The organism is Neobacillus soli NBRC 102451 (assembly GCF_001591665.1).
Lineage (GTDB): Bacteria > Bacillota > Bacilli > Bacillales > Cytobacillaceae > Neobacillus > Neobacillus soli.
The window spans coordinates 1-19,351 of sequence record NZ_BCVI01000072.1 but is presented as its reverse complement, the minus strand read 5'-3'; the positions used below and the strand labels follow the sequence as shown (position 1 = coordinate 19,351).

At 38.9% G+C, this 19,351-nt stretch carries 21 protein-coding genes; 18 read left to right on the top strand and 3 right to left on the bottom strand.

Going from position 1 to position 19,351, the window contains the following annotated elements:
* Window positions 1-114: 114 nt before the first annotated feature.
* Complete coding sequence (locus BSO02S_RS23240) at window positions 115-531, bottom strand: GNAT family N-acetyltransferase (protein WP_066073380.1); 417 nt, start codon at window positions 529-531, stop codon at window positions 115-117.
* Window positions 532-646: 115 nt separating this feature from the next.
* Here BSO02S_RS23240 and pdxR point away from each other — a divergent pair, with 115 nt between their 5' ends.
* Together pdxR and BSO02S_RS23230 are read left to right on the top strand one after the other, a co-directional pair.
* On the top strand, window positions 647-2,050 hold the full coding sequence (gene pdxR / locus BSO02S_RS23235) for a MocR-like pyridoxine biosynthesis transcription factor PdxR (protein ID WP_066073379.1): 1,404 nt from the start codon (window positions 647-649) through the stop codon (window positions 2,048-2,050).
* A gap of 64 nt (window positions 2,051-2,114) precedes the next feature.
* Window positions 2,115-2,729, top strand: a complete 615-nt coding sequence (locus BSO02S_RS23230; RefSeq protein ID WP_066073377.1) for an FMN-binding negative transcriptional regulator — start codon at window positions 2,115-2,117, stop codon at window positions 2,727-2,729.
* A 167-nt stretch (window positions 2,730-2,896) separates the two neighbouring features.
* Here BSO02S_RS23230 and BSO02S_RS23225 read toward each other — a convergent pair whose 3' ends face one another.
* On the bottom strand, window positions 2,897-3,370 hold the full coding sequence (locus BSO02S_RS23225) for a DinB family protein (RefSeq protein WP_066073374.1): 474 nt from the start codon (window positions 3,368-3,370) through the stop codon (window positions 2,897-2,899).
* A gap of 69 nt (window positions 3,371-3,439) precedes the next feature.
* Between BSO02S_RS23225 and BSO02S_RS23220 the strand changes: the two genes are divergently transcribed.
* The 6 genes from BSO02S_RS23220 to BSO02S_RS23190 all read left to right on the top strand — a co-directional run bounded on the left by BSO02S_RS23220 (window position 3,440) and on the right by BSO02S_RS23190 (window position 9,802).
* Window positions 3,440-4,126 (top strand): ArsR/SmtB family transcription factor, encoded by a 687-nt coding sequence (locus tag BSO02S_RS23220; protein ID WP_066073370.1) that lies wholly within the window; start codon window positions 3,440-3,442, stop codon window positions 4,124-4,126.
* A 147-nt stretch (window positions 4,127-4,273) separates the two neighbouring features.
* The gene (locus BSO02S_RS23215; protein ID WP_066073367.1) at window positions 4,274-4,672 is read left to right on the top strand and encodes a VOC family protein; all 399 of its coding nucleotides are present in this window, start codon (window positions 4,274-4,276) and stop codon (window positions 4,670-4,672) included.
* 68 nt (window positions 4,673-4,740) lie between these two features.
* On the top strand, window positions 4,741-5,496 hold the full coding sequence (locus BSO02S_RS23210) for a vWA domain-containing protein (protein ID WP_066073364.1): 756 nt from the start codon (window positions 4,741-4,743) through the stop codon (window positions 5,494-5,496).
* A 544-nt stretch (window positions 5,497-6,040) separates the two neighbouring features.
* The gene (locus tag BSO02S_RS23205; RefSeq protein WP_066073361.1) at window positions 6,041-6,628 is read left to right on the top strand and encodes a hypothetical protein; all 588 of its coding nucleotides are present in this window, start codon (window positions 6,041-6,043) and stop codon (window positions 6,626-6,628) included.
* A gap of 662 nt (window positions 6,629-7,290) precedes the next feature.
* A complete protein-coding gene (locus BSO02S_RS23200; RefSeq protein ID WP_066073356.1) occupies window positions 7,291-8,925 on the top strand; it encodes a M4 family metallopeptidase in 1,635 nt (544 codons plus the stop codon).
* A 520-nt stretch (window positions 8,926-9,445) separates the two neighbouring features.
* The gene (locus BSO02S_RS23190) at window positions 9,446-9,802 is read left to right on the top strand and encodes a hypothetical protein (RefSeq protein WP_066073349.1); all 357 of its coding nucleotides are present in this window, start codon (window positions 9,446-9,448) and stop codon (window positions 9,800-9,802) included.
* Window positions 9,803-9,824: 22 nt separating this feature from the next.
* Here the strand turns inward: BSO02S_RS23190 and BSO02S_RS23185 are convergent, their stop codons facing one another.
* Window positions 9,825-10,214: a VOC family protein gene (locus BSO02S_RS23185; protein WP_066073340.1), complete on the bottom strand. Its 390-nt coding sequence runs from the start codon at window positions 10,212-10,214 to the stop codon at window positions 9,825-9,827.
* Between the two features lie 269 nt (window positions 10,215-10,483).
* On the opposite strand from BSO02S_RS23185, the gene BSO02S_RS23180 reads away from it, so the two are divergent.
* The 10 genes from BSO02S_RS23180 (at window position 10,484) to BSO02S_RS23135 (ending at window position 19,231) form a co-directional block, all read left to right on the top strand.
* A complete protein-coding gene (locus BSO02S_RS23180) occupies window positions 10,484-10,873 on the top strand; it encodes a sporulation protein (protein ID WP_066073337.1) in 390 nt (129 codons plus the stop codon).
* 195 nt (window positions 10,874-11,068) lie between these two features.
* Entirely contained in the window at window positions 11,069-11,593 is a 525-nt protein-coding gene (locus BSO02S_RS23175; protein ID WP_066073334.1) for a sigma-70 family RNA polymerase sigma factor, read from the top strand.
* Window positions 11,586-12,899 (top strand): DUF4179 domain-containing protein, encoded by a 1,314-nt coding sequence (locus BSO02S_RS23170; protein ID WP_066073331.1) that lies wholly within the window; start codon window positions 11,586-11,588, stop codon window positions 12,897-12,899. The genes BSO02S_RS23175 and BSO02S_RS23170 overlap by 8 nt, the downstream gene beginning before the upstream one ends.
* A 267-nt stretch (window positions 12,900-13,166) precedes the next feature.
* Window positions 13,167-13,919 (top strand): nucleoside phosphorylase, encoded by a 753-nt coding sequence (locus tag BSO02S_RS23165; protein ID WP_066073328.1) that lies wholly within the window; start codon window positions 13,167-13,169, stop codon window positions 13,917-13,919.
* Window positions 13,920-13,934: 15 nt separating this feature from the next.
* Window positions 13,935-14,540: an ECF transporter S component gene (locus tag BSO02S_RS23160; RefSeq protein WP_066073325.1), complete on the top strand. Its 606-nt coding sequence runs from the start codon at window positions 13,935-13,937 to the stop codon at window positions 14,538-14,540.
* Window positions 14,541-15,076: 536 nt separating this feature from the next.
* Window positions 15,077-15,844, top strand: a complete 768-nt coding sequence (locus BSO02S_RS23155; protein ID WP_066073322.1) for an energy-coupling factor transporter transmembrane component T family protein — start codon at window positions 15,077-15,079, stop codon at window positions 15,842-15,844.
* Window positions 15,841-16,686 (top strand): energy-coupling factor ABC transporter ATP-binding protein, encoded by an 846-nt coding sequence (locus tag BSO02S_RS23150; RefSeq protein ID WP_066073318.1) that lies wholly within the window; start codon window positions 15,841-15,843, stop codon window positions 16,684-16,686. Before BSO02S_RS23155 ends, BSO02S_RS23150 begins: the two co-directional genes overlap by 4 nt.
* Window positions 16,683-17,468, top strand: coding sequence for an energy-coupling factor ABC transporter ATP-binding protein (locus tag BSO02S_RS23145; RefSeq protein WP_066073315.1), 786 nt, complete (start codon window positions 16,683-16,685; stop codon window positions 17,466-17,468). Before BSO02S_RS23150 ends, BSO02S_RS23145 begins: the two co-directional genes overlap by 4 nt.
* A 164-nt stretch (window positions 17,469-17,632) precedes the next feature.
* Entirely contained in the window at window positions 17,633-18,829 is a 1,197-nt protein-coding gene (locus BSO02S_RS23140; protein ID WP_066073312.1) for a class I SAM-dependent rRNA methyltransferase, read from the top strand.
* Window positions 18,830-19,009: 180 nt separating this feature from the next.
* Window positions 19,010-19,231, top strand: coding sequence for a hypothetical protein (locus tag BSO02S_RS23135; RefSeq protein ID WP_066073309.1), 222 nt, complete (start codon window positions 19,010-19,012; stop codon window positions 19,229-19,231).
* The last annotated feature ends 120 nt before the right edge of the window (window positions 19,232-19,351 follow it).

Genomic DNA, 19,351 nt, shown 5'->3' with positions numbered 1-19,351 from the left:
TAAAAGACAAAACTGCTCGGGAAAGAGGAGAAAATGTCTTTAATAAGAGCTCTTAAAGAGTTATGAATCAGCGTTACCATACAATACCCTTCATACGAAGTGGTTTACTTGTTTTTACTTCATCCTCGGAATGATAAATCCATTTTCTACTTTATCAAATCCAATTCGCGGATAATATTCCATTGCAGCCGGGGCGGATAGGAGCAATAAGGTGACTTCGTCGCCAATTTGTTCTTGGACCAGTCTGACTAATTCCTTGCCAATTCCCTGTTTTTGATAGTCTTTATTCACCGCCAAATCTGACAAATAACAGCAATAGCTGAAATCTGTGACCGATCTTGCGACACCCACTAATTTTTGTTCATCCCATGCGGTAATGAGCAGATTAGCATGTTCAATCATTCGTTGCAAGCGGGGCAGGTCATCAACAGGTCGTCTTATCCCTGATTTTTTGAACACATCTGATAACGCCTCTGCAGTAACGGCTGCGCCGACTTTAAAATCAATTCCTTTACCATCTGAAAAATTCATCTTCTTCAACATCCCTTCCAGTTTTTATATCTATGATTATAGAAAATAACTGATATGGCCAAAAGGGTCAGATATAATGTAATTAACCATATCAGATTGTGGGGAGGGACAGAGTGTGTTAGAGATAACTTTGGATTTCGATCACGGCAGTGGGGAACCGTTATATATTCAACTCTATAACTTTTTTAAAAAAGATATTCAAACGGGAAAAATCGAACCCGGGGAAAAACTGCCTTCAAAAAGGAAACTGTCTCATTATCTGGGAATCAGTCAAAATACTGTTGAAACGGCATATGATCAATTATTGGCAGAAGGATATGTAGAAAGTGAAGAAAGAAAGGGAATTTACGTAAAGGAACTTAATCGCGATTTGTTTCTTCACTCTAACAATGCACCTAAATCTACAAAAGTATTAGTTGAAGAAATTGTGCAATACGAAGTAGACTTTAGTCATGGGGAAATTGCGCTTGAACATTTCCCGCATTCCATTTGGCGAAGGTTAACGATTCAAAGCCTGTATGAAGAGGAAAGTTCCTATTTTTTGAATGGTGAACCTCAAGGAGAATTACCACTCAGGGAGGCAATCGCTAAATATTTATATCAATCTAGAGGTGTAAGGTGTTCGGCCAATCAGATTATCATCGGTGCCGGCACCCAATATTTAATTGGTGTGTTAACGATGATTATCGGGAGAGATGCGATTTATTCAATGGAGGATCCAGGATTTCATCGAACAAGAGAAGCTTTTAAAGACCAAGGAGTTACCTTAAGGTCGATTCCACTTGATCAAGACGGGGTTGATATCAAACATTTATTCAGCAGTAAAGCGAATGTCACGTACGTAACCCCTTCCCACCAATTTCCAAATGGCATGGTCATGCCGATTATAAGGAGAATGGAATTATTAAAATGGGCCGAGGAAGATGGTCGGTATATTATTGAAGACGATTATGACGGGGAATTTCGCTATAAGGGAAAACCAATTCCGTCCTTACAGGGGTTAGATCGTAATGGTAAAGTCATCTATTTAGGGACTTTTTCAAAATCATTGATTCCTTCAATCCGCATAAGTTTTATGGTCTTACCCAGTAGCTTACTAGAAAAATATAAAAGCCATTTTACCATCTACAAACAGACTGTTTCCAGACTGCATCAACATACGTTGTCGCAATTTATGATCAATGGGCATTGGGAACGGCATTTAAATAAAATGCGAACGGTCTATCGTAAGAAGCAAACTGCGCTGGTTCAATCAATTGAAAAATATATGGGCCAACAAGCCACCATAATTGGTGATGATGCAGGCTTACACATTTTATTAAGCGTTCAAAACCAACTATCGGAAAAAGAATTAATTGAAAGGGCTAAGGCATATAAAGTGCAGGTGTATCCAACCTCTGTTTATTATGAGAATAATCAGCCTGACCGAGAGCCGATGGTCTTATTAGGTTTTGGTGGTTTAACTGAGGAGCAAATAAAGCATGGAATTCGGTTATTAAAAGAGGTGTGGGCGATTTAAAAATTTTTGACATGATTAGAACACTTTGAATCTTGTTAAACTATTAGAAACGAGGCGGAATCATATGTATATACCAAAACATTTTAAAATCGAAGATGAAGAAATGATTTATGACTTTATCGAAAAATACAGTTTTGCTACATTATTTTCACAGCATAAGGGAGAACCATACGCTACTCATCTTCCACTAATTTTAAATAAAGATGAAAGTGCTTTATATGGCCATTTTGCACGCCCGAACGAGCAGTGGAAGGATGTAGCAACCCAACAAGTTCTTGTGGTTTTCCAAGGTCCTCACTGTTATATTTCACCATCTTGGTATGAAACATCGAAGGCAGTACCTACTTGGAATTATGTATCAATCCATGTATATGGAAAGATGGAGATTTTGGAAGATGGAAAAGTAATATTTGATTCGTTAAATGACATGGTAAATAAGTATGAAAGCCCCGATAGTCCGTACAATTTACATGATATAGAACCCAGTTTTATCGAGGGAATGAGTAAAGGAATTGTAGCGTTCAAAATAAACATCACAAAAATTGAAGCAAAAGCTAAATTAAGTCAGAACCATCCTTTAGAACGACAAGAGTTAGTTATTAAACAACTAGAAAACAGTTCCAATCAAGATAATAAACAAATAGCATCCCTTATGAGGAAAAGTCTTCAAAAAATGTAAAACGCAAAGTCAAACATAAAATAACAAAAAATTCATTTATGAATCCGCAATAGAAGTACAAAAAATGGCTCGGAATATTTTCCAAGCCATTTTTTAGTTTTCGTTGATCAACAAAAGTTGCAGTTATCTCCATCTTAAGAAATAAACCAGTGAGCTGAACAATTATTTTAGTCCCATATCAAGGGTCTCTCCAAACCAATCATTCGTAAGTACTGTAGAAATTGACCCGTATGAACCGCATCATGGTAGGCAATCCGTAAAAGCATGTCTCCTAAATATCGCTGATAGCCAACGTCACTGCGATCAATAAGTCTAGACTCTAACTCCTCAACTGTAAGGGATTCAACATATGCAATAAAATCATCAAAATACGGTTTCGATAGTTCAATCTCCTTTTCAATAGATATGATAGGTTCTTGCTCGAATGGAGCAGGTGTTTCATCTTTAACTGACGCGCTATTTTTTAAAACCATATGATAATAGAAACTTGCACTCCATACATGACGAATTATTTCTCCAAAGGACATCGCTTCTTTATCGGGTCGCCAGTCCATCCAGCTATCGGGAAGAGACCTCCATAAAATAATGGTGCGCCGACGGGTCTCTTGTAAATTCAATATACTGAGATCAATTGCATTCATACTAAATTCCTCCTTGTTGTCAAATCTAGTATCATTGTAATAAAAATACATTTAGGGTATCATCGAAATATGAATGTATATCCGGATTTTTCATATATTGCAAAACTAATGGCTGAACAAACAAGAGCCATCATTTTAGATAGTCTAATGAATGGACAGGCACTTCCAGCTAGCGAATTAGCTTATATGGCGAAAGTATCACATCCAACCATTAGTTCCCATCTTGCTAAATTGGTTGAAGGAAATTTACTTGTGATGGAGCAACACGGTAGACACCGCTATTACCGACTTGCCAGTAAAGAAGTAGCGGAAGTGATCGAAAAGTTAGGAACAATCGCACCCCCAGTTGAAATTCGATCTTTACGACAGTCTAGCCAATTAAAACAGGTCCGTTTTGGCCGAACTTGTTATGATCATCTTGCAGGAGATCTTGGTGTAAAAGTAACCGAAGCTTTAATTGAAAAAGAAATTTTATATCTTGAGGATGGTTTATATGCCGTAACAAAGAAAGGAAAAGAGTGGTTTTTTCAATTTGGAATTAATATAGAAGAAGCAAATACAAAAAGGAGAATTTTTGCAAAGCCCTGTCTTGATTGGAGTGAAAGACGCTATCATATTTCCGGCTGGTTAGGCTCGGCAATTGCCACTTGTTTTTTTGATCATGGATGGATTACAAAAGCAGACAAGAACCGTGCCGTTCATCTTACACCAAAAGGTATAAATGCATTAAAAGAACATTTTGGTATTAGGTTGTGATTGAATAAAATGAAAGTTACATTTTACCTTAAAACAAAAATGCTTAAAAAGCATTCCCCACTTCTTTTTTTTCAGTGATACTCTTACCACAAATGTTAATAATGAAAATCACTAAAGAAATCATCAAACATAGGGGAGTTGTTTCTAATGAATAAACCTACTAATAAAACACCAATAAAAAATCGTATTGGTGGAGTGTTTGTGCCCGTTCGTGATATTGAAAAATCGAAAAAATGGTATAGTAATATACTTGGGTTAACAGGCGGGGAAATTCATTTTGGTCATTTATTTACTGCACCAATGGATGGAACGGCAGGATTAATTTTAGATACGATGCCAATGTGGAGAGATGAAAATAATAATCTATCTACTTATCAGGTTCCATCCATCCAATTCGTAACAGATGATCTTCAAGCATCTTATCAATTTTTGAAAGAAAATAAAGTGGAACTAATGACCGAAATCCAGGATGATTTTTATTTTGTCTTTAAAGACCCTGATGGAAATGTATTAATGATTTGCAGGGATTTAACAAACTGGAATTGAATTGGAGTAACGATTTTGCTTCGATAGCGAAAAAAGGCTGAAAGGGAAAAAATTAAGGAGGATGGGAAATGGCGACAATAGATTTACAGAAAAAGAGCGTAAAGATTGTTTTAGAAAAAAAGAAGCTAGCAACGGTAACGGCTAGAGTGGGGCTGGTTTTAGATATTACGGGCTCAATGAGAAACTTGTACAAGAATGGGACTGTCCAAAAGGTAGTCGAACGAATTTTGGCAATTGCCTCCCAGTTTGATGATGACGGTATGTTGGATGTATGGGTCTATGATAATGAGTTTTCTAGATTAAAACCCGTTACAGAGAGGGACTTTGACGACTATGTTAATCGGATTATCCTTGAGGATGAATTAGTACATAAATTCGGCAGAAATGATGAACCGCCCGTGATGAAGGATGTGTTAAGAAAGTATCTTGAAGAGGAACCAAGCACGGATCCAGCTTATATTGTTTTTATCAATGATGGAGGCTGCAAGAAATCAATTAAGCCAATCATTGAAAGCTCCGCGAAATATCCGATATTTTGGCAGTTTGTTGGAATTGGAAATGGTAATTTTGAATTTCTAAGGAAATTAGACACCATGGAAGGTCGAATTGTTGATAACGCAAACTTTTTGCAAATCGAAGAAATAGATAAGATTTCTGATGATCAGCTTTACGATTCGTTATTAAACGAATTCCCAAGCTGGATCAGCGAAGCAAAACAAAAAGGAATACTTGAAGTTGAGGAAAAAGTGCAGCAATCATCCACGAAGTCAGAACCGAAAAAGCAGAGCTTTTGGGGTAAATTATTTGGCGCTAACAAAAAATAGTTACCCGTTATAAATGGAGCCCAAGATTTAAAAAAGGAGAAAAGATATTGGTAAGGATTAGAATGGCTGAATCTACAAGGTTTGTTGCTTTTTATTACTTGCAGAAGAGCCAAGGGTTCTTCTTCTTTTATTTATCCAATTATCCAAATTATAGGGATGTGTAATTCGTTTTTAAGAAGAGGAATGACTTACCAAACAATTTTTTCAAATATAAAAAATATGAGACTGTCAATTAGTAGGATGCGGTTTTAAAAAATATTAGCCAAAAACTGTAACCATTTACATTGCATTCCGTCTCTATAAAAAGATAGAGGAAATTCGAAAGTGACAAAGAGCATAACGGAACAAACTTCTTTTTCAAACGCAGTCAAAAGGAACAATGGGTGGGTGTCGCATTTTGGATGCAAGGAGATTCTCTTGTTCAAGATTCAAATGGTTAATACTGGAGTGCTACGGATAAATTTTTAAATCATTGAAAGGGCATTGAAAAATAATCAACCGTTATAAACGGAGATGAAGATTTAATAATCTTGTAGGGGGAAAAATGAAAATAACACGGATATTAATTTTCATTCTGATTGCATTTTTACTTTTTTGGTTCATTTATTTTTTGAAAACGGGAGATTTGTTTTTTAAAGATGGTTATTTTACGAAGGAAAGAGCGTACCAAGCATGGCTGAGCGATAACAGGGAACCGGAACTGACGAGAGAGCTTTTAGAGAATGTTAAAAAGATTGAACCGGCTGATAACAGATTACTCTATTTGGCAGATGAAAACAAAATCTATCAGCTCCGTTTTCGAAAAGAATTTTTTCTTTGGACATCGCCATCTGTTTATCGGATTGATAATGAAACAATAAAGAAAATGAATGAAAACGATATGGAATATCATTTTTACTACAATTGTGTTGCAACGGTGATTACGAAAACTCCTGATATTAGTAAAGTTAAAATAGGAAAGAACAAAGCGGAAGTATTGCCATTAGCCCCCTATCTAAAGGATGCTAAAGACTTGAAATTATGGTATTTCAATCTTGAACCTGATGCTTCGGATTGCCAAGGACCTTCAGGGCAAACCTTCACATTTTATGATAATAGCGGTAAGGTCATCAAAAAGATAGCAGACAAATAGGTTCGGTTTTTTAACTTGCAGGCTCCCTGCAACGCGAACCCGGCCACATTCCTTGTTAATGTGGCACTTTTTGGTAGGATGGAACAAACACCTTTTCTGGATAATGGTAAATTAATTTTGGTATTCCAGTTCTTAAGGGTAAGAAATGATTCGCCCATTAAACTCTGAAATTCGCTCATTGAACCTTCCAATTCGCCCATAGAACCCTGAAATTCGCCCATTGGAAATCAAAATTCGCCCATTGAGGCTGACTCGTCAAATAAATGAAAGATATAAGTGTAATTTTACACAAAAAATAGACCGTTATTGAGTTTAATCTAGTTTTATAACAACAATCTTTGCAAAAACAGCCTTTTTATAATTGGCAATCCAAAAGTTGAAGAGGGCAAATGACTGCCTCTATGAATAGGGTAATCATTAAAGAAGAGGAACCTTTTATTGAAAAATATTTTTCTAATTTGAATCCAAAAAAAATAATAGCTAAATTTTTCCCAACGCCTTAATTGAAATAGGCGTTGGGATTTTTAGTAGAATAGCTAAAATTTCGCTGGTGCCTGACACCTTGTCCATCACTTTTTTCCCAATTAAGCAGGTCGGTTTCCCATGGTATTATTTATTTAGAAAATTCTAAACAAACTATATCATTAGGAGGCTGGGAAACGATGAAAAAGCGAACATCACTTGTTCTGGCATTGGGATTAACAGTGGGGGCTGTGTTGCCGATTACTGCTGCAGCAAAATCGATTCCAAATAATGTTACCGTCATGAAGGAAGCGAAGCTGTTTGGTAAGGATGCATTGGTTAACTGGAAAAAGGGGCAAAACGTTCCGACCTTCGTCCACGGAAAGTTATCGACTAAAGCCCATAAAGATAAGGATGCCATTAAGCAATTTTTAAAAGAAAATAAAGAGCTTTACCAAGTAGACACCGATAAAGATTTGACATTAATTGATGTCCAAAAGGACGAGCTAGGAAGTACCCACTATAATTTTGTTCAATCTGTTCAGGGAATTCCCGTTGATGGGGCACAGTTTAAGGTTCATACCGATAAAGCTGGGATTGTTACTGCTGTAAATGGTGATGTCTTCCCAGAAGCCTCCGCTTATTTCAAAGGGGCCCTGAAAACGAAAATGACCGAAAATGATGCCATGGATAAGGCATGGAAGTCGATTAAGGTAACCAAAGCAGAAACAGAAACGAATACCGAAGCGGGCCCTGATGGGAAAAAGTTTGAAGATACCGTCGAAAAAGCAGATCTAGTGGTTTATAAAAAAGACAATGACTTTTACTTAGCCTATAAAACAACCCTCCAATTTATTCAGCCATACCCGGCGAACTGGGTGGTATATGTGGATGCAGTAAATGGTAATGTCCTAGATTCCTATAATGCCGTGAATGATGCGGGCAGCGGAGTTGGCGTTTTGGGAGACACAAAACCACTTAATACCTATTTATCAAGTGGCACCTACTATTTGTATGATACGACCAAAGCGATGACGGGTGTGATTGAAACAAGAACGGCAGCTAATTCAACCTCATTACCTGGTAATTATTCTGTGGACCCTGATAATAATTTTAATGCTGCCGTACAGAGGGCCGATGTCGATGCACATTATTATGCGGGTGTTGTCTATGATTATTTCAAGAATACTCATAATCGAAACAGCTTTGACAATAAGGGTGCAACAATTCGCTCAACGGTACACTACAGCAGAAATTACAACAATGCCTTCTGGAACGGAGCGCAAATGGTGTATGGTGATGGCGATGGAACAACCTTTAGATCATTATCTGGTGCACTAGATGTGGTTGCCCATGAATTGACTCATGCGGTAACAGAAAGAACAGCGGGGTTAGAATACCAATACCAATCCGGTGCATTAAATGAATCAATTTCTGATACGTTCGGGGTATTTCTAGATAAAAAGAATTACTTGATTGGTGAAGATGTGTATACGCCGAATAAAACTGGCGATGCCCTCCGCAGTCTATCCGACCCTGGCCTTTATGGACAGCCGGATCATATGAATAAATTTGTAAATACTACCTCTGATAATGGTGGTGTCCATACAAACAGCGGGATTCCAAACAAGGCAGCCTATTTAACAATATCAAAACTAGGGACTGCAACGGCGGAGAAAATTTATTATCGTGCGCTAACCGTCTATCTTTCCCCTAAGAGTAACTTTAGCAATGCACGTGCCGCTCTTCTTGCTTCGGCAGCCGATTTGTATGGCACGGGCAGCACACAGTATAATGCAGTTGCATCGGCTTGGACACAGGTAGGAGTTAATTAAATAAATTGCTAGATTGGCAGGCTGTCAGCCATCACACGAAGTGGTGGCTGATTTTTAGTGGAATATTAGACAAAAAAAGAGATTGGTGTCAGGCACCAATCCAAAATGGGAAGTTTTAAGAAATGAGCTTTTCGAACCATTTCCTAATTAACTTACCTTTATATTAAAAGAAACATATGGAGAAGTTATAGGGAAGTTATGTGGAAGTTATGAAGATGTTCCTCCAAGCTTTCAGGACGGCCTTCTTCCATTTAAACGACTTCCTCCATATAAAAGGAGAAAACGTCTTTAATCTTTCCGTCGAATCTACACCCAGCACGACGCCAACGTAGTTATGTAATCGCTTTTTAATGTAGGTATTGGAATCAATGAAGTGTGCCATTTTCATATATTTATCTTCCACTGCAAAAACAACATTGGGCTTTCGCTGCTTAGTCCCAGTTATTGGGCAAGTATCTATTCCTCTTTGAGTATCCCCACATACACTATTTAGCAACAAGCAGAAGAGGAGGGGATATAAATGGAGAGACAATACGCTGGTAATCCAGCACAAGGCTATCACCATGGGCACGGCACGTATAATCCAGGTCATGGTCAGAGCTATCACCATGGACATGACACGTACAACCCAGGTCATGGTCAAGGGTATCACCATGGACACGGCACGTATAACCCAGCTCACGGTCAGGGCTATCACCATGGACATGGCGGGTATTACCCAACCCCAGTTGGATATCATCCAGGTCACGGCTATCATCACGGACACGGTGGCTATTATCCGGGGCATGGCTACCATCATGGACACACCGGGTATTATCCAGGCCATGGCGTTCATCATGGACACGGCAGTATAAGTCCTGGTCATCGTGAAAAATGAAGAGAATTATCGAGCAGCTGTATCAAATATCATTTCGATCAACGTTTAGTTCGACTAAATTACCATCAGGGTCAGCGCAGAATATTTGCGCAAACCCACTAACGCTATTGGGTTTTTCTAGAATTTCAACGCCATTATTCTGCAGCCAGTTAAGGGTATCGTTGTAATTATCAATCCTAAGAGCAAAATGACCTTCCCTACTGCTCAAACTTTTATCCTTGCGAATAGTCTGTGATGAGGGTAAAACAATAAGGTGAAGCTGTTGTTGCTCAATTTCATACCAAGCACCAGAAAAATCAAAATTCGGACGTTGTAATTCTTTTAAACACAAGATTTTCCCGTAAAAATTCCTTGCTCGTTCTAGATTTGTAACTGTTAAACTAACGTGATGGAGCCCTTTGTAATGAATCAAAACAGTCATCTCCTGACAAATAATTTAAAATGAAATTACAATAAATAAATAATAACACAGATTAACTGACTTAGTTCCTGGCTGCCGGATGGTTGGAATCAGAGGCTGGGGGATACGTTCAAATTTCAAAAAGATAAGAGTTTGGAGACCACCTCTAAGCTCCTTTTTTTCATGTAATAAATAAATGAAATGCGGAGGGATGAAAAAAATGTTGAGTCATATAATGGAATGTTACATCAAATGAAAAAATAACTCAGGAGGATTTTAAATTGCTATTAAGGAAATATTTGTCGTTGCTAGGTATTGGCTCGGCGGAAATCAATCTTATCCTGGAAAAAGAAAAGTTTCGGCCTGGAGATTCTGTCCGCGGCTATTTTTTGATAAAAGGCGGGACAATTGAACAGCAAATCAAACAAATTGATTGTGATTTGCTGTTAATAAACCATACTGATGGCAGTGAAAAAGTAATTGATCGCACGACTATTTCGTGGTCAACAGTGATTGATTCAGAAGAGGCGAATAAGGTTGATTTTACCTTCCAACTACCAGATTCTGTTCCTGCAACATCAAAGGAAATTTCATACCGTTTCAAAACCAAACTCACCTTCAATAAAGGCGTAGAAAGCTTTGACCAGGACATCATCAAAATCATTGAGTAATCTTTAAAAAAGGAAGCCGGCCAGCGGGCTGAATAATAAACAACTAAGGCTGTCGAAGCATATTCGACAGCCTTAAATTGTCGCCAAAATTATGCCCTGGTGCCTGACGCCAAAAATTTTTTTACAAATGGCAAAACCTTTTTCCTTTTCAATGGTCTAATATGTAGTACAACAGGGTTGTGAGGGGGCGAAGGCTTGAGTGCTGGTGAGCAATTAGTGAAGGACGCGATCAAAGGCGATGATGCTGCTTTTTTGCAGCTGATTCAGCTATACAAAATAGATTTATATAAAACAGCTCTTTCTTTTTTAAGAAATGAAGAGGAGGCGCTTGAGGCCATTCAAGAGGTGACATATCGTGCCTATAAAAATATGAAATCCGTTAAGGATGCTGCATATTTTAAAACATGGCTGATTCGCATCATGATGAATTACTGCAATGATCAATTGAAAAAGAAAAAACGCGTTGTATTAAATGATGAACTTTTAAACCTGCAGGGCAATTCGGAGAACCATACCGAAATGGAACTAAAAGATGCCATGCTCGGCTTGGATGAGCGTTCCCGCGAAATTTTAACATTGAAATATTTTCAAGATATGAAAATAAAGGATATTGCTGCGACGCTCCAATGCCCGGAAGGAACGGTTAAAACGTGGCTGAACAAAGCCTTGAAAGCACTGCGGGATAAACTTGAGGGAAATGGCGGTGATCTCCATGTATGAAAAGGAAGAAGAACAATTAAAAAATTTGTATGATAATATCCAAGTTCCGCTAGATTCATTGGATGATGCCATATTTGCAGGATTTCACAAGGCTAAATCAGAAGGGAAACGGAAATCCCGCCGGAAAAAATGGCTAGTCAGCTTGGCGGTGGCTGCAATCATTTTCGTTGGCTTTTTTACTTCCATTCGTCTTTCACCGGCATTTGCTAACTACATTTCAGTTATACCGGGTATGGAAAAAATAGTGGATCTCATCCGTAATGATAAAGGAAAAATGCTGGCTATTGAAAATAATTACTATGAAAAAATAGGTGTATCTCAGGAAAAAAACGGCATTAAGCTTACCATCGATGGAGCAATTGCTGATGAAGATGGACTGGTTTTATTTTATACATTCGAATCGAAGGAAAAACTGAAGGAGCTGCAAAATGAGAAAGTTCGCTTAAAAAGTCTAGATGGGAAAAAGCTTGATATCGGTACCATTTCAATGGGGCACCCTCTTTATTCGGAGAAAGGAGAAACATCCCATAGTGACATGTTTGAATTTAATTTTGAATCACCCTTAGCAGCGAAGAAACTTGAATTAAAAGTAAGCGTAGAAGGGACAAATCTAAAAGAAGAATTTACCCTGAAATTTAATCTTACAAAAGAAATCCAAAAGAAAAAATCTTACGCTTTAAATAAAACCGTTAAAATCGAAGGACAAAAGATTTCATTTTTAGGGGCCGATGTTTATCCGCTAAGGGCAGCTATTCATGTTAAAATGGATCCCAATAACACCAAAAGAATTCTAAGTTTCGAGGATCTAAGGCTTGTCGATGAAAATGGAGAAACGTGGAATAAAATTAGCAATGGGTGGGTAGCAAGCCACATTTCACCTGAAGAGATGATCATTTACTTACAAAGCAACTACTTCCGGGAGCCCAAAAAGCTATACCTGGTTCTAAACAAAATCCAAGCCGTTGATAAGGATGAAGTAAATGTTGTAGTGGATACAAAAAAACTTCAAATCTTGAAACAGCCAAAAGGGGGTCATCTAAGTGATTTGCGAGTTGAAGGTAACGACCTAATTTTCAATTTCCATATCGAAAAAGAGTTCAATTCTTTTCTCTTTACGAGAATTACAGATGGCAATGGGAAACAAATTGAATCGAATACAAGCTTTATGGGCGGAAGGATGGAGAAGGGGTACGCTGAAATTGGGGTTAATATTCCTGACATAAAAAACCAGCCAAACCCTATATCCCTTGAACTTACTGCCTATCCGTCATGGATTAAGGGTAATGAAAAAATAAAGATTAAATAATGAAAAGGTGCCAGCCCTCCCGGGTGTCAGGCACCTTTTTTATTAGAATTATAAATAAATTACTAAATCCTCCTACTTTGGTAGAATTGAATTATATAGGTAATGGTAAATTCACTCCTACATGAACATAGAAGAACCTTTATCAAAAATTGCCTCATGTTTTATTACACAGGAAAATCCCCATTCTACCTTGAATTGCTACAACATCTAGAATAGAACAGCGAATTAATCATAAAAATGAAAGAAACCCAAAAGGAGCCAACGAAAATGAAAACCAACCTACAACCGCATATCAGAATTGGTAACGGCCATGAGATTCAATACGCATTACTGCCAGGGGATCCAGACCGCGTCGATGAAGTTGCCAAATTTTTAGATCAACCTGAAGTGCGTGCCTACAACCGGGAATACAAAACGATAAAAGGTTTCTATAAAGGAATCCCTGTTTTAGTTACTTCAACAGGGATTGGCGGGGTGTCTGCTGGAATTGCCATCGAAGAGTTAAAGAATATCGGTGTGAAAGTGATGATTCGAATCGGAAGCTGTGGCGCCTTGCAGCCCTATTTGCGTCTAGGTGACCTGGTAATTGCTTCCGGTGCTGTTAGAAATGACGGAGCGTCCTATGCCTATATTAACAAGGCTTATCCAGCAATCCCAGACACTGAATTGCTATTCCATGTGATCAACGCAGCAAAAAAGAATAACTCAAAAAATTACACAGGTATTGTCAGATGTCATGACAGCTTTTATACTGATAAAGAACAAGAAATCGACAAGTACTGGTCAGAGAAGGGAATTCTGGCTTCAGACATGGAAACAGCCGCCCTTTTTGTGATTGGTGGATTGCGCGGCATTAAGACTGCTTCCATATTAAATGTGGTTGTCGAAAAAGAGGGGGATCTTGAAGGGGGAATCAATGATTATATCGAAGAGAAAAACAATAGCAAACGAGGGGAAGAGCTAGAAATCCTCACCGCACTCGAAGCGATTGTTTCCTATGATCATTCTTTGAAAAATTAATAGGGGGTTTAATCAATGAAAAAACAAAGCATGTGGTCGTTCCGCCTTTCAACGGCTGCCTTGGTTCTGATTCCGGCAGCGGTCGGGATCAACTATATTGGGAAATTATTTGCAGGTTTGTTGAAGCTGCCGTTATGGCTGGATTCCATCGGTACCGTCTTAGCGGCGATATTGGGTGGTCCAATTGTCGGCGCATTAGCGGGTGCGATTAACAATATTATTTACGGCCTGACTGTGGATCCGATTTCATTTGTTTATGGAATTACTAGCGTTGCTATTGGTTTAGCGGTCGGATTGCTTTTTTACAAGGGCTATATTTCAAGTTGGTCGAAGGCTGTGGTCGCTGGTTTATTGATTGGACTTGTCGCCACCGTTGTTTCGACACCAATCAATATCGGCTTCTGGGGCGGACAAACAGGGAACGTTTGGGGAGACGCCTTGTTCACTTACGTTCTAGCAAATACTGATTCTACTTGGCTAGCATCCTTGCTAGATGAAATCGTCGTCGATGTACCGGATAAATTATTAGTGGTCTTGATTAGTTATGGTATTTTCAAAGGATTACCACGGAATGTCGTCCAATTATACAATAACAACAATAAAGTAGAGACACTTGATTAAGCTTTTTTGAAAAAGAAAGCTCTCGCGGTCAAGGAGCACGGTTCATTTACCGAAAAGGGAAAAAAAGAGCACTTACGGTAAATGAAAGAGCGGTTCATTTACCGAAAAGGTAAAAAAAGAGCACTTACGGTAAATGAAAGGGCGGTTCATTTACCGAAAAGGTAAAAAAAGAGCTCTTACGGTAAATGAAAGAACGGTTCATTGCCCGAAAAGGGAAAAAAAGAGCACTTACGGTAAATGAAAGAGCGGTTCATTTACCGAAAAGGGAAAAAAAGAGCACTTACGGTAAATGAAAGGGCGGTTCATTTACCGAAAAGGGAAAAAGAGAGCACTTACAGTAAATGAAAGGGCGTTTCATTGCCCGAAAAGGTAAAAAGAGGGCCTCCTCGGTAAATGAGAAGGAAATCCAATGACCGAAAAAGAAAAGTGCACATAAGGCTTAGTCCGGTTGAAAAAGTGGCTGTAGGAGCCTAAAGATTAATTTTAAAAACATCCAAAATAAAACTCTTCGCAAAAAAGAAAGACGGTGACTGTTCTTGAAATCGATTAGCTTATATGAAGAAAGGGCCTCTTTCGTCCATGATGTCGATCCTATTACTAAGCTCTGGTACATTCTTTTTGCGATTTTGATTCCTATTATTCTGCCATCGTTCACGATTTCCTTTCTGTTTGTGGGGATAAGTCTTGTCTTATTGCTAGCAGCACAGGTGATAAGGAAAACAATCCCGGTTTTTGGCTTTGTTTTTCTTATCTTGATTACGGTTGTCATCATCCAGGGCATGTTCAAACCTGAAAATGAAACAGTTCTATTTCAAATCGGTCCGTTAACGATGTATAAAGAGGGGCTGCTCTATGCCTTGACCATTACCCTTAGGGTCATCAATATTATCGGTGCCTTCATGATTCTGATTCTGACCACGAAACCATCGGACCTTGTCGAATCGCTAGTCCGAAAAGGAATGTCACCGCGAATCGGCTACGTCATCAGTTCTGTTTTTCAAATCATCCCAGAAATGATGTCTTCAATGGGGACGATTATGGATGCACAACGGGCGCGGGGGATGGAGACGGAAGGGAACCTGCTGGTCAGGATTAAGGCGTTCTTGCCATTACTTGGTCCTGTTGTCCTTGGGTCATTGATCAATACAAAGGAAAGAGCGATGGCATTAGAGGTGCGGGGTTTTAATTCCCAGGTCCCGAAAACCTATTTATATGAGGAAAAAAAGTATCGGTATAGCAGGGCACTGCAGATTGCAATGCTTTTACTAACGGTTACAGCACTAGCGTGGAGGATATTTTTATGAAAAAAATTATCGTTGAAGGTCTCAAATATAAATATCCATTAGCTGAAGCGCTTGCGCTGAATGATGTGACTTTTCATGTGGAGCAAGGGGAATTTATCGGCATCATCGGAAAAAATTCAGCGGGCAAATCGACATTGTGCCAAGCGTTGGTCGGCCTCGTTCCTCATTTCTATAAAGGGGCATACGGTGGTAAAGTGATAGTGGACGGGCTTGAAGTAAAAAATCGCTCCATCGCCGATATTTCGTTAAAAGTCGGGATGGTTTTTCAAAATCCTTTTTCACAGGTGACGGGCTCGAAGATGACGGTTTATGAGGAAATTGCCTTTGGACTTGAGAATATCGGCATCCCCCGTTCGGAAATCATTGACCGGATTGATTCAGTGCTTAACTTGTTAAAAATTGAGCAGGTAAAGAACCATAATCCTTTTGACTTATCAGGCGGGCAAATGCAGCGGATGGCGATTGCGAGTATTATCGCCATGAAGCCGGAGATTCTTGTCTTAGATGAACCGACTTCCCAGCTTGATCCAGCCGGTTCCGAGGAGGTTTTTCAGGCAATACAAAGTTTGAGTAAACAAGGGATAACGGTCATTCTGGCAGAACATAAAATGGAAAAGGTCGCCCAGTATTGTGATCGGGTCTTACTCCTTAATGATGGAAAAATTGTCGATTTTGCTACACCGGAGAAAATTTTTTCAAGAGAAGACCTAGAGGAACAGGGAATTAGTGCGCCTGTTTATACAAGAGTATGTAAAGCTTTAGGGGTTAAAAAAACTGGTACGGATGAATATCCTGTTACGTTGGAGGACGCAGAAAAGGCATTGAGGGGGAGGGTTGTATGATAAAGGTATCCAATCTTTCCTTTTCCTATGGTAAAGGAACCCCTTTACTTTCCGGGATTAATTTGGAGTTTGACCAGCGTTCGACCGCAATCATTGGTCAAAACGGAGCCGGAAAGACAACCTTTGTTAAGCTTTTGAAAGGGCTGTTGAAAGCAGATGAAGGGGAAGTCACGATTCAAGACCGAGACATAAAAACGGAAACTGCTGCTGAATTGGCAAAAACCATCGGGCTTGTGTTCCAAAATCCGAATGACCAAATTTTTAAGCGCAGTGTTTTGGATGAGGTCATGTTCGGGCCGCTGAATATTAAATTGGATAAGGCGAGGGCAAGGGAATACGCCTTCCAAGCGTTAAAGATGGTTGAGCTTGATGATAAACTTGAGAGCAATCCACACGATTTAAGCTTGTCGGAAAAGAAACTGCTCTGTATTGCTTCGATTGTCGCCATGGATCCGGATATCATTATTTTGGATGAGCCCACGATTGCTCAGGATCATAGCGGGAAGGAAAAGATTCGGCAAATCATTAAAACATTAAAGGACAGAAATAAACTAGTGATGACGATTATTCATGATATGGATTTCGTCGCTGAAAACTTTGAACGAACAATTGTCTTCAATGAAGGCAGGGTTCTATTAGACGGAGATACACGTCAGGTATTTTCACAAAAGGAAATGTTGGAAAAAGCCAATGTGGAACCGCCGGGAATTACACAATTGGCGGAGAAACTCGGGTTTAAGGACACCATTTTAACCGTTGAGGAATTTATAAATATGAAATAAAATCAACCCCGCCCTAGAGTAGTGGCGGGTTTTGTTACGGGATAACCACCATTCATGTTATGATTACCGTATTGTTTGAAAGTCACGGCACGATCTGTTGATTGGTAAGGCAATAGTTTGTATAAAATACTCTAATAGGATAAAAAAATAGATGGGATGACACGATGAATAAAGAAGTTAGTCTAAAGGTGAAATCAAAGTTTCTTAATAAGCTGAAAAGCGGCTATCCACTTATATCTAAGGAAGCAATCATCAATGTGAATGACCTCGTAAAAGAGGGTTCCATTGTTAAACTGGTCGACGAAAGGAACTCGTTTATTGCCAAAGGCTATTATGGTAAGCAAAACAAGGGTCTTGGCTGGGTGCTAAGTAGAAATGAAAGTGTTTCTTTTGACCAACGATTTTTTGAAAATAAACTGAAAGAGGCCATCAAGGCGAGAGAATCATTTTATCAAAGTTCGGAAACAACCGCGTTTCGGGTGTTTAATGGCGAAGGGGATGGAATCGGTGGTTTGACGATTGATTACTTTGCTGGGTACTATTTGTTAACCTGGTACAGCAAAGGAATTTACCATTTTCGCGATTATATCATTCAAGCCTTAGAGGAATTGGTTGAATTTAAAGGGATTTATCAGAAAAAGCGTTTTGATGAAAAAGGGCAATATATTGAAGAAGATGACTTTGTTGCAGGTGAACGAGGACAGTTCCCGCTTATTGTTAAAGAAAATGGTGTCAATTTCGCCATTTATTTGAATGAAAGTGCTATGGTCGGCGTGTTTTTGGACCAGCGGGATGTAAGGCGAACAATACGGGATGCCTATGCAAAGGGTAAGACCGTATTAAATACCTTCTCTTATACTGGGGCTTTTTCTGTTTTTGCCGCTTTAGGAGGGGCAACAAAAACGACGAGTGTCGATTTAGCTAATCGAAGCCGGAGCAAGACGATGGAGCAATTTCGTGTCAATGAAATTGATGCGGAGACACAAGGGATTATTGTCGAGGATGTCTTTAATTACTTTAAATATGCGCTTAAAAAGCAGTTGAAATTTGATATGGTCATTCTTGATCCCCCCAGCTTTGCCCGCTCAAAGAAGTTTACATTTAGTGCGGAGAAGGACTATAAGAATCTTTTAAAAGAAGCGATTGCGATTACAGAGGATAACGGAACCATTGTGGCATCAACAAATTGCAGTGCGTTTGGAATGGACAGGTTTAAGACCTTTATTGATACGGCCTTTAAGGAATCCGGCGGCCGTTACAAGATAATGGAGGAATTTTCACTCCCAGCAGATTTCAAGACCATCAAGGAATTTCCAGAAGGGAACTATTTGAAGGTAGTCTTTATTAAGAAAATAAAATAAGCTTTGGTGCCTGACACCCACAGGAATTTCTTGTGGGTGTCAGGCACCTTTTTATATTTTAGGGGGTGTTGTTAAGACTTTTTTTGCCATATAATAGAGAGAAGAGTTCACGAAATTGTCAAAAATAAAACATTGTTATCGTACATATATTGAAAACTAAACATTTCTGGGGGGAACGTTATGCTTAGAGTGGCTGTTGCAGGTGTACTGGGTTTTATCCTTATTTTTATCGAATCGATGATTGTGATGAAGCTGAAAGGCCTTGAAACAATTGAATTTGGAGGCTTAGCCCCGTTCATTAATGTCTGGGCGATGAATTTCTTCTTCGTCTTTGCTATTCTTTCACAGGTGCAAAATTGGTATATCAACAAGGAAGAGTTAAAGGAAGATAAAAGCTTCTAAATGTATAAAAAAGGTGCCTCAATCTTGAATAAACAGGATTGGGGCACTTTTTATTAAAAGATTAAGAAAGTATATATTTTTCCACTTTGAGAATTGTCTAGCGCAAGCAGCCCTAGCGGC